Below are 14,625 nucleotides of genomic sequence, written 5' to 3'. Positions count from 1 at the left end.
TTCCTCCTTCTTACTATGTTCTCTCGGAATCTTTCTGTGCCTGATTTTGTGAGAAGATTTTTTGTCAGTTGTTCCCAAATTTCTGAGGCGTACGCGGTGCGTACGTTGATGAAATTCGGGTGCGACTGGCGGAAAATCGGCCACAAAGGCAGGTGCAGTAAAGACTTCGAGAGGACATTTATTAATATTTCTGATTTCTTTGATAGTTCTTATTATACAGAAAAACCATCTGTTTTAATATTTATCAGATTTCAGAAAATATATATCAGGTTTATCATGTTTTTAGATACATAGCAATTCGGGGTGGCAATAAAAAAGCGTATCCAAAGTTTATATTTTCTCAGGATACGCTTTTATAAGTCGCTAGATTACTATTTTACAGGATATAAACACCATGAGGATCAAAGTCCAGATATGCCTTTTCACCTACTTCATAGATCCGGCGGTTTACAGGATTGTAGTCTGTGATCTGGATCTCCATATCACCTACCATTACCTGGTAATACTGATAGGAACCCATGAAGGTTGACAGTGTAACAGTTCCTTCCAGAAGTCCTTTTTCAGAAAGAACAACTGCTTCCGGACGGAGAACCAGGCTTGCTTCCTCACCAGCAACCTTCTCACCATAGTTGTTGACTTCGATCTCTTCACCGATTACATCGATCACAGCCTTTTCTCCATTCACAGACTTAACTTTTGCCTTTAAGAAGTTGGCTTCACCAATAAAGTCTGCTACGAAACGGCTCTTTGGATGATAGTAGATCTCTCTTGGAGTACCGATCTGCTCTACTTTGCCCTTGCTCATGATAATGATCTTGTCAGAAATACTCATTGCCTCTGACTGATCATGGGTTACATAGATAGCGGTAATTCCCACCTTCTGCTGGATCTTACGGATCTCAGTACGCATGGTCACACGCAGCTTTGCATCCAGGTTACTTAAAGGCTCATCAAAAAGCAAAACACTTGGTTCAATGACCAGAGCCCGGGCCAGAGCAACTCGCTGCTGCTGTCCACCGGAAAGCTGGTTGGTCATACGTGACTCCATTCCGTCCATTTCTACCAGTTTCAGGATGTTTAAAACTCTCTCTCTGATCTCTTCCTTTGGCACCTTGCGGATCTTTAAGCCGTAAGCTACGTTATCAAATACATTGTAATGTGGCAGCAGAGCGTAGCTCTGGAATACCATTGCAGTATCACGTTTATTTGGTGTCAGGCTGTTGATGGCCTCATCACCTAAGTAGATCTCGCCTTCATCCGGGCTTTCAAAACCTGCGATCATACGCAGTGTAGTCGTTTTTCCGCAGCCGGAAGGTCCCAGTAAGGTAACAAATGTACCTGGTTCAATATCCAGTGTGGTATCCTGGACTGCATAAAACTCTTTTCCTGTTTTAGGATCATTATATATTTTAGAAATATGTTCCAGACGAACACCTTTTTTCTGCTTTTCCATAACCTATTCCTCCGTTTTGATTTTTCTGCTGACTCCGAAGAATTTCATCAGCGTGTTCATGATCAGCACTGCACCGTAGGTAATGATGATCAGTACGGTTGCATAAGCGCAGGCAACACCGTAGTTTCCTTTTTCTGCCTGCTCGTTGATCTGACAGGTGATCAGCAGGAAGTCAGGAGTTACTAACAGGATGATGGCTGAAATAGCGGTAATACTGCGGACAAACGCAGTTACCAGGCCGCTGAAGAAGGAATCCTTAATAAGGGGTAATGTAACAGTCATAAATACTCTTGCTGAGTTTGCACCCATGTCGTAGGCAGACTCTTCAATGGATTTATCGATCTGGCGCAGAGCGGAGATACCGCTTCGTGTACCGGTAGGAAGGCTTCGAACAATAAATACAATGATCAGGATAGCGCCGGTTCCATAAAGGCCGCTCATAAAGCCGCTTCGGAACAGACCGTTTGCATAACCACGGATATATCCGATACCAAGAACCGTACCAGGTACAGCCATTGCTAACATAGATACGAATTCAATGAAGTTTCTTCCTTTAAAGCGCTTCTTAACAACCAGATAGGAAATGACCATGGATAAGAATGCAGTAAGAGGAGCTGCGATCAGGGACAGAACAAAGGAGTCTTTAAATGCCTTCAGTCCGCTGGTCTTAAACATGTACTGGAACCATTTAAGGCTTAAGCTGTAATCTCTGCCCCAAAGGGTAAACAGTGCGCCGAAAGGAACCATGATGTACATCAAAAGTACGAAAGCTGCTACCACGCCGCAGAAAATAGTCAGCGGAACGGTTACGCTCTTATCTTCGATAAGCATTCTCATACGGGAAGCTTTACCAGTAAGAGTAGCAGCTGTTTTCTTCTCCAGGTAATATTTCTGGATCAGGAACAGAATAACAGTCAGTGAAAGCAGGACCACAGACATGGCTGCTGCACCGGTGGAGTCGTAAGCACCTGTTACCTGCAGATAAATGGTAGTTGCCAGAGTATCGTAGGAACCACCGATCAGCATCGGGTTTGCAAAGTCTGCTACAGACTCAATAAAGGTTACCAGGAATGCATTTCCAAGACCTGGAAGCAGAAGCGGGAAAGTTACGCTTGTGAATACTTTCCAACGGGTAGCTCCCATATCTCTGGTCGCTTCTTCCAGTGACGGGTCAATGTTCTTTAACAGTCCCTTTAACATCAGATAGCATACAGGGAAGAATGTAAGTGTCTGAACAACGGAGATACCTAACAGTCCGTAAATATTAGAGTCGTAGATACCTAAAAGGGAACGGGTGATGATACCGCTTCGTCCGAACAGCATGATCATGGACAGAGACAGTACGAATGGCGGAGATACAACAGGAAGCATCGATACCAGACCAAATAACTTTTCCAGTATCTTTGTTTTCAATTTAACATATACTTCTACATAAGCAAATAATAAACCAATGGCTGTAGAAGCAAAACCTACGATAAATCCAAGTGTCAGTGTGTTTTTAAACGCATTGCGGAAACGTTCCAGATTTAAAACACGCTTAAATACATCCAGTGTAATGGTTCCCTCTGCATAAAAGCTGTCTACTAACAGCATTAACAGCGGATACAGAATAAACAGCGCCAAAAAAACCAGAAGGACAACAATCATTGAGACCATGATCGGGTCAGCAAAAAATTTCTTCCGTTCCAGCTGTGCACTTTGTTTTCCGGCCATTGCGAGACCCCCTTTTATAATTTACTATGAATTTTACAACCAATTCTGTCTTTGATTTGAAAATGCTGCGCAATGTTTATTCCATTACGCAGCATTTTCTGCTTAGCTTACTTTATATAAGCTTTACTTTCTTTTTAAGAATGACTTTTTGCAGTCCGTCTATTATTCTGATTACTCAGTTAAGAAACGGCTGGAGTCAGCGCCTTCAGATGTGCTTCCTAATGCTTCGAAGAAGTCTTCTACATACTTAGCACTGTTCTCTTTTGCATCTTCAAAGTCATAGTCAATGGTATTGGTCATATCCAGACCGAACTTTTCAGCTTCTTCTGGCTGAGTTGCGTTCTTTAATACCAGGAACTGATAAGAACCATTCTCTTTTGCATGGTCTACACAGTCAGGAGATAATGCATACTCGATCCACAGTTTTGCTGCATTTGGATGAGAAGCGCCCTTTAAGATAGCGGTTGCACCAACTTCGAAGGATGTTCCGTCTTCTGGAACGATCAGCTGGATGTTGTCATATCCCTGAAGGATCTGATAAATACCATCATGTAAGAAACCAATAGCGATTACACACTCGCCAGGGCCAACCATCTTGGAAGGACCGGAACCGGACTTGGTGTACTGGGCAATGTTCTTGTCCAGAGCCTTGAAGTATTCCATAGCTTCGTCATGGCCCTTCATCTGGATCATGGTGTTGATGATCAGTTTAGCAGTACCAGCGGTATTCGGGTTGGACATCATGATCAGGCCCTTGTACTCTTCCTTGGTCAGATCATCCCATGTCTTAGGTGCTTCCAGACCTAAACGCTCCAGCTCTTCTGTATTGACCATGAAGCCCAGGATGCCTTTGTAGATACCATACCAGCAGTTGGTAGAATCTTTGTACTCATCACCGATCAGGTTTACAGCGTTGATCGCGTCATATGGTTCCAGCAGACCAGCTGCAACTGCTTCGTTGTAAGGATCCATGGTTCCGCCGAACCATACATCTGCTGAAGGCTTTCCAGCTTCTTCAGAAACCTTGGTGTAAACTTCTGAAGTAGAAAGTCTCTGGTATTTTGTCTTAATTCCGTAGAGTTTTTCAAAGTTCTGGCAGGCTGCTGATAAGTATTCCTCTTCGCAGGAACCATATACAGTTAATTCGCCCTCAGCCTTAGCTGCTTCGATCAGAGCATCCATATCCCCGCCGGCTGCTTCTGTCTTCTCATCAGCTTTGCTCTCTTCGCTGCTTTCTGCGGCTGCTCCGGTTGCTGCTGCAGTTGTCTCCGGAGCTGCTGCAGGTTTGGAACCGCCACATGCTGTCAGGCCTAACGCCATGGTACAAGCCAGTAACAATGCAAGTTTTTTCTTCATAATAAAAACCCTCCTGTCTTTTCTGTTGACTTAAGTCTACCAGAAATCAGGAGGGGAAAAAACTGTATTTTTTGTTATTTTGTCGTATTTTCTGAACTATGTAGTTCATTATTCGTGCATTTTTGCCACTTTTTCTCAACTACCGGACTCTTTGCGTTCGTTATGAGAACTTTTTCACTACATTTCTTTGATCACAGCTTCCAGTCTCTTAACCATTTCGTCTACATCGCTCTTTTCAATGATCAGCGGCGGAACGAAACGGATAATATTGGCGCCTGCACTGATGAGCACCAGCTTCTGCTCTAATAATGCCTTGGACACGATCGGACCTACAGGAACTGTAAATTCCAGACCCTGGATCAGACCAACACCACGGTGGTCTTTTACTACATCATACTTATCCTTTAAGCCTTCCAGCTTTTCATAGAGATAAGCACCAACTTCCTTTACATGGTCTGCAATGTGGCGTTTTTCAAAAATATCCAGAACTGCGTCTGCTGCAGCTGTTACCAGTGGATTTCCGCCATAGGTAGTTCCATGGTCACCTGGGACCATAGCAGTAGCTGCCTTACCGCAGGCTAAGAATGCACCGATCGGAACACCATTTCCCAAAGCCTTTGCAACGGTCATTACATCTGGTTTTACGCCATATTTCTGCCATGCAAACATTTCTCCGGAACGTCCCATACCACACTGGATCTCATCTAAGATAAGCAGCAGATCATGTTCATCGCAGAGAGCACGGACACCCTTTAAGAATTCTTCTGTTGCAGGATAAATTCCGCCTTCGCCCTGGATAGTCTCCATAATGATAGCGCAGGTCTTGTCTGTAATCTGTGCCTTTACGCTGTCCAGATCATTAAAGTTGGCAAAACGTACACCTGGAAGCAGTGGATTAAACGGAGTTCTGTAATGTGCATTTCCAGTTACAGACAAAGCACCTATACTTCTTCCGTGGAAGGAATGGTTCATGGCAATGATCTCACCAGTCATGTCCACTTCTTTTTCCTCACAGCCATCGCAGCCGTCTCCCATGGTCTCATGAAGTTTATTATAATGATATCTCTTTGCGATCTTTAATGCGCCTTCAATAGCCTCTGTACCGCTGTTGGTAAAGAATACCTTATCCATTCCGGATACCTTTAACAGCTTTTCGCCCGCACTGATAGAAGGCTGGTTATAAAACAGATTGGAGATATGGGTCAGCTTATCCATCTGGGCCTTTACTGCATTTGTATACTCTTCATCACAGTATCCCAGTCCCATAACTGCAATACCTGCACCAAAATCCAGGTATTCATTTCCTTCTGTATCCCACAAGGTTATGCCTTTTCCATGGTCAAATACTACAGGAAACCGGTTATATGTTTTATACAGGACATGTTCTGCCCGATCGATCATTTTCTCATCAGCCATGATAATACCTCACATCTTCCTTTGAATTATAAATAGCAGTACCAATACCTTTATCTGTAAAGATCTCCAGAAGCAGGCAGTGTGGAATACGTCCGTCTAAGATATGTACTCTGGAAACACCATTTTCAATGGCATCAATACAGTTCTGCAGCTTTGGAAGCATGCCGCCGCCTAAGCTTCCGCTGTCTACAAAGGCCTGAGCCTCTTCTACGGTCATTTCAGAGATAAGGGAACTCTTGTCCTCAAAATCCTTGTATACCCCTTCTACGTCTGTTAAGAAAGCCAGCTTTTCTGCTTTTACAGCTCTTGCAATGGCACAGGCTGCGTCATCTGCGTTAATGTTATAGCTTAAGAAATTCTCGTCATATCCAATTGGGCAGATGATCGGAAGGAAATCTTTCTCTAACAGATCATAGATGACCTGAGGATCTACCTCATCTACTTCCCCTACAAAGCCGATATCTCCTCCCTTGGAAAGCTTCTTGTGGCATTTTAACATCATGCCGTCTTTGCCGCTGATGCCTACTGCCTTGATGCCCAGCTCATTTACCAGCTGTACCAGGCTCTTATTGACTTTATTTAATACCATTTCTGCAATTTCCATGGTTGGCTCATCGGTTACACGAAGACCATTGACAAAATGTGGCTCCATGCCTACTTTTCCAACCCAGCGGCTGATCTCCTTGCCGCCGCCGTGTACGATGATCGGTTTAAATCCTACTAATTTCAACAGTACTACGTCCTGGATGACTTTTTTCTTTAATTCTTCGTCTACCATGGCGCTGCCGCCGTATTTTACAACGACGATCTTTCGGTTAAAACGCTGTATGTATGGCAGTGCCTCAATGAGCACCGCTGCTTTTTGCATTGGTTCAAGGTTCATGTTTGGTTCCTCCTGTATGTTTTGTGTACGTCCAAATGTTCATGGGGTACATTTCGGGATGCTTTTTTATTGTGTTTTTTATATCAAAACTGTTTATGAACGGTAATCTGCATTGATCTTTACATAATCAAAGGTCAGGTCGCAGCCCCATGCAGTTGCCTGGGCATCACCCATTTTAATGTCTGCAATGGCGGTAACTTCCGGCTCAGAAAGGATCTTGGTTGCCTCTTCTTCGCTGTAGTCCACTGCAACGCCGTCTTTGATGATCTGCATATGTCCAGCTGCGCTTTCAAAGAACAGATCTACCTTTTCCGGATCAAACTGTGCCCCTGAGTAGCCCATTGCGCAAAGGATACGGCCCCAGTTTGCGTCATGTCCGAAAATAGCTGCCTTTGTCAGGCTGGATGTGATAACAGATTTTGCTAAAACTTTCGCCTGATCCTTCGTTTCTGCGCCTACGATCTTTACTTCAAATAAAGCGGTGCAGCCTTCTCCGTCACCGGCCATTTTCTTAGCCAGAGTTTCGTTGATGTAGTTTAATGCTTCGCAGAATAATGCGTAATCTTCATTTTTCTCTGTAATTTCCTTGTTTCCTGCAAGGCCATTTGCCAGAAGGAGAACGGTATCATTGGTGGAAGTATCACCATCTACAGAAATCATATTGTAGGTATCTTTAATGTCTTCGCTTAATGCTTCCTGAAGCAGTTCTTTGCTGATGGCTGCGTCCGTAGTAACAAAGCTTAACATGGTACACATATTTGGATGGATCATGCCGGAACCTTTGCACATACCGCCAATAGTAACGGTGGTTCCGTTCATGTCGATCTGTACTGCTACCTGCTTGTTCTTTGTATCGGTAGTCATAATAGCCTTGGAAGCCTCGGTGCCTTTCTCCAGGCTGTCACCAAGCAGTGGCGCCATGGCCTTTACACCTGCTGCGATCTTGTCGATTGGAAGCTGCATACCGATGACACCGGTAGAAGCAACTAAAACGCCGTCTGCTGCCACGCCTAAGGTTTCTGCTGCAGCCTTTGCCGTCTGTGCGCAGTAGCCCATTCCTTCTTCACCGGTACATGCATTTGCAATACCTGCGTTAATGATCACTGCCTGTGCGTCAGCGCCGCTTGTCACCTGGTTCTTGTCCCATTTTACAGGAGCTGCTTTTACCAGGTTGGTGGTAAAGGTTCCTGCACTTTTACAAGGTTCTTTACTGTAGATCATCGCCATATCCTGACGGTTTTTGTATTTAATGCCTGCTGCTGTAGATGCTGCCATAAAGCCTTTGGCTGCGGTAACGCCGCCTTCGATCATTTTTATCTTTTCGTTCATAATATTATTCCCTCTTTTCTGCTTCGCAACTGTTTGTTTTTCTCTGCGCCACTTTACTTCACAAACCGAATTATATTTTCTTCATTTAAAATAAACTCATAACTGTTAAAATCTTCACGCTCTGTCCAGCCGATGCCCTGCCAGAACGCATTTCCAATGTGGTTGTCTTTAAAGGCCACCAGGGAGATCTTGCTCACTCCCTCTTTCTGCATGGCCTTGATGGCTGCACGTACCATTTTGTAGCCAATTCCATGATGACGGTAGCCGTCTTCCACACATACATGATAGAAACAGCCGGTACGTCCGTCATGTCCGCAGAGGATATTTCCAACGATATGCCCGTTCTGGACTGCCACTACGCTGGTGGTCGGATTTCGCTTTAAGAAGCGTTCCACCCCTTCTCTTGAATCATCAATGCTCCGGATACGGAAGCCTGATATCTTCGTCCATAATTTATATACCTGATCGTAATCTTCCATGGTCATTTCCCGAACCAGGATATCCATTGTCCCTGCCATTTTTATTCCTTTCCGGCTGCTTATCTTATGGGAACATCGGGATCTGCTTTAATCCTGTATTCTCTGGAAGACCGAACAGTAAGTTCATGTTCTGGATGGCCTGTCCTGCAGCACCTTTTACCATATTGTCAATTGCGCCCATCATAACGATGCGGTTGGTTCTTGGGTCGATCTTGAAGTTTACATCTGCAAAGTTGCTTCCTTCTACCCAGCGTGTCTGAGGAACTACGTCCTTGTCCAGAACACGTACAAAATATTCATCCTTATAATACTTGTCGTAAGCGGCTCTTACCTCTTCCCAGGTCACTTCTTTTGTAAGGGAAGCATAAGCAGTTACCAGGATGCCTCTGTTCATTGGAACCAGATGAGGGGTGAAGCTGATCACAACCGGCTTTCCTGCTGCATAGGACAGCTGCTCTTCGATCTCCGGTGTATGTCTGTGGGAAGCTACGCCGTATGCCTTGATATTTTCATTGACCTCGCAGAAAAGGCTGTCTACTTTCGCGCTTCTGCCTGCGCCGGAGGTACCGGATTTTGCATCAATGATAATGGTGTTTGGATCAATGAGACCTTCTTTTACTAAAGGATAAGTAGATAAGAAGGAGCAGGTTGGGAAGCATCCCGGATTTGCAATGATCCTTGCATTCTTGATCTTTTCTCTGTTTACTTCCGGAAGTCCGTATACAGCTTCCTTAATATATTCTGGTGATCCGTGGGTCAGCTTGTACCATTTTTCATAAACTGCTACATCTTTAATACGGAAGTCAGCGCTTAAGTCGATGATCTTTACTTTAGAAAGAATCTCTTCGTTTACTAATGTGGAGCAAAGGCCCTGAGGCGTTGCAGTGAAGATTACATCTACCTGGTCAGCCAGTTCCTTCATATTATCATCCATACATTTATCATCTACGATCTTGAACATGTTCTGGTAAATGGAAGCATATTTCTGATCGATATAACTTCTGGAACCATACCATTTGATCTCTACGTCATCTCTCTGCAGCAGCAGCCTTGCCAGTTCCCCGCCTGCATAACCTGTAGATCCGATAATACCTGCTTTTATCATATCCTTACTCTCCTCTGTATATATTTTCATTATTTAGTCATTTTTATAAACTGCAACCTACTACAGTGCTAAAGCCTGTTACCTTATTATAGTTACTTTTTCCTTAATTGAAAAGTGTGTTTTCATAAGGTTTTTTATTTTTTCTCTGTATAAGATTTCATAATTATACATCTCCAATGCATAATATGCAATACTTTTTTGAAATTTCTATTTTAAGGCTTGCATTTTCCTGTATTATGTTGTATATTTATGAAAGCTTAGTGATTAAAACATGATCAAAACAAATATCAAAGCAATTTTCAGGAGGATGTACTGATGAAAGAGAAAGTAGTTTTAGCATATTCAGGCGGTCTGGATACCACCGCTATCATTCCGTGGTTAAAGGAGCATTTCAACTATGATGTTGTTTGCTGCTGTATCGACTGTGGACAGGGAAAAGAATTAGAGGGACTGGAAGAAAGAGCAAAGCTGTCCGGCGCTTCTAAATTATATATTGAAGATTTAGTAGATGATTTCTGCGACAACTACATTATGCCATGTGTAAAGGCAAATGCAGTTTACGAAAATGAATACTTATTAGGTACTTCCATGGCTCGTCCTGCAATCGCAAAGAGACTGGTTGATATCGCACGTAAAGAAGGCGCTGTTGCCATCTGCCACGGTGCTACCGGTAAGGGAAATGACCAGATCCGTTTTGAGCTGTCTATCAAGGCACTGGCTCCGGACATCAAGATCATCGCTCCATGGCGTATGACTGACGTATGGACCATGCAGTCCCGTGAGGATGAGATCGAATACTGCAAACAGCATGGCATTGACCTTCCATTTGACCACAGCCACAGCTACAGCCGTGACAGCAACATCTGGCATGTAAGCCACGAAGGTCTGGAACTGGAAGATCCTTCCTTAGAGCCAAACTTCTCCAACATGCTGGTTATGGGTGTCACCCCGGAACAGGCACCAGATGAGGATGAATATGTTACTATGACCTTTGAAAAAGGTGTTCCTACCAGCGTAAACGGCGTTAAGATGAAAGTTTCTGATATTATCCGCAAGTTAAATGAGCTGGGCGGAAAGCATGGTATCGGTATTGTAGATATCGTTGAGAACCGTGTAGTAGGTATGAAATCCCGTGGCGTTTATGAGACTCCAGGCGGAACTATCTTAATGGCAGCTCACAGACAGCTGGAAGAGCTGGTTCTTGACCGTGCTACTATGGAAGTTAAGAAGGATATGGGCAATAAGCTGGCTCAGATCGTTTACGAAGGAAAATGGTTTACTCCTCTTTGCGACGCTGTAAAGGCATTCGTAGAGTCCACCCAGGAATATGTAACCGGTGAAGTTAAGTTCAAACTTTACAAGGGCAACATCATCAAAGCCGGAACCACTTCTCCATACTCCTTATACAGCGAGTCCTTAGCATCCTTCACAACCGGTGACCTTTACGACCACCACGATGCAGACGGCTTCATCACTCTGTTCGGACTTCCATTAAAGGTTCGCGCTATGAAGTTAGCTGAGCTGAAGAAAGAGAATAATCAGAAGTAATTTTACTGTCAGGCAAATGCCATACAGTTGGTCTGAATTGATCTGAATATGAAAATCAATACCCCGTAGCGAGATCTGAATGATCCAATCGCTCCGGGGTATTTTTATGCATCGATCTTATTTTAATTTATTTAATATAAAATGATTTTTCTTAAATTCCAGGATCCCTTCTGCTTTCATTTTTCCCAGTTCACTGGACATGGCGCTGCGGTCTACGCCTAAATAGTCAGCCAGTTCCTGACGGTTATAGGGTATATCAAAGCTGTAGCTGCCTTCCTGTAAAGCTTTGCGTGATAAATAGGAACGCAGTTTATCCCTGGTAGTCTTCTGGGATATATGTTCCAATTTTTCTTCTGCACGGCCTTTGTTTGCACTCATGATCCTGATCAGATTATGGACCATCATGCTGTGAAACGGGCATGCCATCGTGCAGAAAGTAAGGGAACGTTCATAATCTAAAAACAGGACTTCGCTGTTTTCTGCTGCTTTAATACCTACAGGCAATATTTTACTGCCTGCGCTGGCGTAATTTTCACCGAATATCTCTCCCGGCATAATATGGATCGTCTCTTTTTGCTGATGCCAGAAATCTTCCTGAATGATCGCCAGGCGTCCCTTTAAAACAACCATGATATATCCCAGTTCTTCTCCTGCCTGAAAGATCCACTGGTCTTTTTCAAATACTGCCATCTGTCCGTCACAGCATTTGATCAGTGTATACAGCTCTTCTTCCCTGATCCCACTAAATATAGGCATCTTCCCAATACAACTTAATGCTTCTTCCATGTGTCTTTTCCTCGCAGTCTTTCGCTTTTCGTTGTTTTTACAACTTTTTGGTAACATTATATAATGAGTGCAGGAGAAAAACAAGCGGTGCCAAAAAAATCCACCCTGCAACAGCCTCGCAAGGTGGATCTCTCTTTCACTATTTATAATTTAATACTTCATCATCCGGTCAACATCCAGGAAAAATACAATGGCACCGCCTACCTTTACGCCTTTGGTAACATCTACCATAGTCATTCCATTATATTCGCAAACCTGACGTTCTTCCATTCGTTCTGTACAGCTCTGGCGGATATAATCCAGGATCTCCTCTTCCCGCTCTTTTTCAATGCATACCATCAATGTGATATTTTTCTTATTCAGATACAGTCCTTCTGTACTAAACTTCGTTGCCATCACACGATTGTGGATAAAAGTACTTGAAAGCTTTGGATAATCCTGTTCCTGAACAATAATGATCATCAACTCCATTTTGCTGCACTCCTTTCACGTTTCCGCCTTTTGCGGACGTTTAAGGAATATTATAATCTCAGTAAAATGGATAAGCAAGTTAAGCTTTTGTTATGGCAATTATGACGTTACAGTTGAACTGTAACATTATGACAGTCCGATGACAACGCCAAGGACCACTGCCAGGGAAGCAAATACAACCAGGACTGCCTGGAACTTGATCTGGAACTTTGCCCAACTCCCCCACTCCAGTTTTGCTGCAGCCAATGCGCCTAACAGACAGCCGGAAGTAGGTACGATAAAGTTTGTAAATGCATCACCAAGCTGGAATGCAAGAACAGCTACCTGACGCTCTACGCCTACCAGATCCGCCAAAGGTGCCATGATCGGCATGGTAAGTGCTGCCTGTCCGGAACCGGATACAACGAAGAAGTTGAATACGGACTGGAATACGTACATAAGCCATGCGGAAACTACTGGCGGGAAGTTCTGCATTGCACCGCTAAGGCTGTGGAGAATGGTGTTTAATACAGTTCCGGAGGAAGCATCGGTTCCACCTAAGATAATGATGATACCCTGTGCCATACCTACGCACATTGCTGCACCTAACAGATCAGCTGCACCCTGATTGAATGCTGCCGGGATATCATTTAAGTGCATATCATTCAGACGGAAGATCAGTCCGATCACACCGGCAACCAGACCCATTACGAAGAACTGGGAAGCAATCTCAGGAATATAGTATCCATCTTTTACAACGCCCCAAACAGTCCAGATCATACATACAAGGATATCTAAAAGAACCAGTTTGTGACCTAAAGTAAATGGCTTTTCTTCGTTTTCATTATTTTTAAAATCTTCTCTGTATTCACGGTCAGATTCATATGCAACAGACATGGTCGGATTCTTTTTAACCTTTACTGCATAGCGCATGGTAAATACAATGGTTAAACCGGTAAAGAAGATCCATAACGGAATACGGAACCATGCACCTGACATAACAGGGATACCTGCAACGCCCTGTGCAACTGCCAGACCAAATGGGTTCTGCCAGGAGCTACCGAAACCGATCTGGGTTGCCACGTAACTGCACATGATACCTACAACTGCATCATATCCCATAGCAATGAACATAGGAACCAGGATCATAACAAATGGGATCGCCTCTTCGCCCATTCCAAATACAGCACCGCCTAAGGAGAACAGTGTGATCAGGATCGGGATCAGGATGATCTCTTTACCATTTGTCAGGCTGATAACACGCATGATACCACCTTCAACAGCACCGGTTCTGAGAACGATACCAAAAGCACCGCCCACTACCAGGGTAAATGCGATAATGGCTACGGCTCCGCCGCCCCTGCTTCCTGCAGTCATACCTTCAAATACATAGTTGACGATACCGCCGCGGCCGCCAAAATCTTCAGTACCAAAGATCGGTGCAGCCTGGGTCACCTTGTTGCCGTTTTCATCCAGAATATACTGGAAACTGTCCGGATCAACAACGGTTCTTGTTTTTTCTGATCCATTAACCGTATAGGTGATCTCTTTTGTATCATACTTTCCTAACGGAATGAAACAGGTCAGCAATGCAGCTACCAGGATAACCCCAAAAATGATGATATAAGTATGGGGCATCTGAAACTTTTTCTTCTCCATTTTTTCCTCCAATCTTACCTGGCACAGGAGAATGTACATCAGGTATTTTTCTCTTTGAAACACCCCTTCTCTGCGGCTTAACAGAGGACAGCATTTCCAGTATACAGGCGCATGGTCCGATATACTTGGTATGCTTAAAGACAAAAAAGGGAACCATCAGACACAAACCGACGGTTCCCTTACATCTATACATACCTTCAAAACCACATATTGACTAATGATCATCATTCCGAATACTTTACAACCTTTGTTATCCAACTCTGCGGTGGTCATTCGAAAAATCTTCGATTTTCCTCATGTCATTGACTTCGCCAATGTCTGAAGTCTTCCAGATCCGACCTTATGAAAGTAAACTTTCAACGGTCTCCTCTGTAATCCTTCCGCCGCTCTCTCAGACCTTATTGGTCAAGCCCTCGACCGATTAGTATCAGTCAGCTCCATGCATTAC

General features: G+C 43.8%; 12 protein-coding genes. 1 reads left to right on the top strand and 11 read right to left on the bottom strand.

The features are described from left to right. Positions 1–376 precede the first annotated feature (376 nt). The 8 genes from DW251_RS06580 to argC all read right to left on the bottom strand — a co-directional run bounded on the left by DW251_RS06580 (position 377) and on the right by argC (position 9,734). Entirely contained in the window at positions 377–1,453 is a 1,077-nt protein-coding gene (locus tag DW251_RS06580) for an ABC transporter ATP-binding protein (RefSeq protein WP_021871324.1), read from the bottom strand. A gap of 3 nt (positions 1,454–1,456) precedes the next feature. Continuing rightward, positions 1,457–3,166 (bottom strand): iron ABC transporter permease, encoded by a 1,710-nt coding sequence (locus tag DW251_RS06575; protein ID WP_118300523.1) that lies wholly within the window; start codon positions 3,164–3,166, stop codon positions 1,457–1,459. A gap of 171 nt (positions 3,167–3,337) precedes the next feature. Next, positions 3,338–4,522 (bottom strand): ABC transporter substrate-binding protein, encoded by a 1,185-nt coding sequence (locus DW251_RS06570; RefSeq protein WP_118300522.1) that lies wholly within the window; start codon positions 4,520–4,522, stop codon positions 3,338–3,340. 177 nt (positions 4,523–4,699) lie between these two features. Next, a complete protein-coding gene (locus tag DW251_RS06565; RefSeq protein WP_021871326.1) occupies positions 4,700–5,938 on the bottom strand; it encodes an aspartate aminotransferase family protein in 1,239 nt (412 codons plus the stop codon). Continuing rightward, positions 5,931–6,821 carry an acetylglutamate kinase gene (argB, locus tag DW251_RS06560; protein WP_021871327.1) on the bottom strand — a complete coding sequence of 297 codons (891 nt, stop codon included), beginning with the start codon at positions 6,819–6,821 and terminating at the stop codon, positions 5,931–5,933. The genes DW251_RS06565 and argB overlap by 8 nt, the downstream gene beginning before the upstream one ends. A 93-nt stretch (positions 6,822–6,914) precedes the next feature. Then, positions 6,915–8,138 carry a bifunctional glutamate N-acetyltransferase/amino-acid acetyltransferase ArgJ gene (argJ, locus tag DW251_RS06555; RefSeq protein WP_347474632.1) on the bottom strand — a complete coding sequence of 408 codons (1,224 nt, stop codon included), beginning with the start codon at positions 8,136–8,138 and terminating at the stop codon, positions 6,915–6,917. Positions 8,139–8,203: 65 nt separating this feature from the next. Then, a complete protein-coding gene (locus tag DW251_RS06550) occupies positions 8,204–8,668 on the bottom strand; it encodes a GNAT family N-acetyltransferase (protein WP_021871329.1) in 465 nt (154 codons plus the stop codon). Positions 8,669–8,693: 25 nt separating this feature from the next. Next, positions 8,694–9,734: an N-acetyl-gamma-glutamyl-phosphate reductase gene (gene argC / locus DW251_RS06545; RefSeq protein WP_021871330.1), complete on the bottom strand. Its 1,041-nt coding sequence runs from the start codon at positions 9,732–9,734 to the stop codon at positions 8,694–8,696. Positions 9,735–10,049: 315 nt separating this feature from the next. Here argC and DW251_RS06540 point away from each other — a divergent pair, with 315 nt between their 5' ends. Then, complete coding sequence (locus tag DW251_RS06540; RefSeq protein WP_021871331.1) at positions 10,050–11,282, top strand: argininosuccinate synthase; 1,233 nt, start codon at positions 10,050–10,052, stop codon at positions 11,280–11,282. A 117-nt stretch (positions 11,283–11,399) separates the two neighbouring features. On the opposite strand, the gene DW251_RS06535 is transcribed toward DW251_RS06540, so the two are convergent. From DW251_RS06535 to yfcC, 3 genes are all read right to left on the bottom strand, one after another. Then, positions 11,400–12,068, bottom strand: a complete 669-nt coding sequence (locus tag DW251_RS06535; protein WP_021871332.1) for a Crp/Fnr family transcriptional regulator — start codon at positions 12,066–12,068, stop codon at positions 11,400–11,402. A gap of 150 nt (positions 12,069–12,218) precedes the next feature. Further along, positions 12,219–12,539: a cyclic-di-AMP receptor gene (locus DW251_RS06530; RefSeq protein ID WP_021871333.1), complete on the bottom strand. Its 321-nt coding sequence runs from the start codon at positions 12,537–12,539 to the stop codon at positions 12,219–12,221. A 126-nt stretch (positions 12,540–12,665) separates the two neighbouring features. Then, positions 12,666–14,177: a putative basic amino acid antiporter YfcC gene (gene yfcC / locus DW251_RS06525; protein ID WP_021871334.1), complete on the bottom strand. Its 1,512-nt coding sequence runs from the start codon at positions 14,175–14,177 to the stop codon at positions 12,666–12,668. Positions 14,178–14,625 lie beyond the last annotated feature (448 nt).

Source organism: Clostridium sp. AM22-11AC, from assembly GCF_003473545.1.
GTDB lineage: Bacteria > Bacillota > Clostridia > Lachnospirales > Lachnospiraceae > Enterocloster.
This window is presented reverse-complemented; position numbering and strand designations above follow the sequence as displayed.

Coding starts and splice junctions, on each gene's coding strand:
- argB (WP_021871327.1), bottom strand. CDS start 6,821: ATGAACCTTGAACCAATGCAAAAAGCAGCGGTGCTCATTGAGGCACTG.
- DW251_RS06570 (WP_118300522.1), bottom strand. CDS start 4,522: ATGAAGAAAAAACTTGCATTGTTACTGGCTTGTACCATGGCGTTAGGC.
- DW251_RS06575 (WP_118300523.1), bottom strand. CDS start 3,166: ATGGCCGGAAAACAAAGTGCACAGCTGGAACGGAAGAAATTTTTTGCT.
- DW251_RS06580 (WP_021871324.1), bottom strand. CDS start 1,453: ATGGAAAAGCAGAAAAAAGGTGTTCGTCTGGAACATATTTCTAAAATA.
- argC (WP_021871330.1), bottom strand. CDS start 9,734: ATGATAAAAGCAGGTATTATCGGATCTACAGGTTATGCAGGCGGGGAA.
- DW251_RS06540 (WP_021871331.1), top strand. CDS start 10,050: ATGAAAGAGAAAGTAGTTTTAGCATATTCAGGCGGTCTGGATACCACC.
- DW251_RS06530 (WP_021871333.1), bottom strand. CDS start 12,539: ATGGAGTTGATGATCATTATTGTTCAGGAACAGGATTATCCAAAGCTT.
- DW251_RS06565 (WP_021871326.1), bottom strand. CDS start 5,938: ATGGCTGATGAGAAAATGATCGATCGGGCAGAACATGTCCTGTATAAA.
- DW251_RS06550 (WP_021871329.1), bottom strand. CDS start 8,668: ATGGCAGGGACAATGGATATCCTGGTTCGGGAAATGACCATGGAAGAT.
- DW251_RS06535 (WP_021871332.1), bottom strand. CDS start 12,068: ATGGAAGAAGCATTAAGTTGTATTGGGAAGATGCCTATATTTAGTGGG.
- yfcC (WP_021871334.1), bottom strand. CDS start 14,177: ATGGAGAAGAAAAAGTTTCAGATGCCCCATACTTATATCATCATTTTT.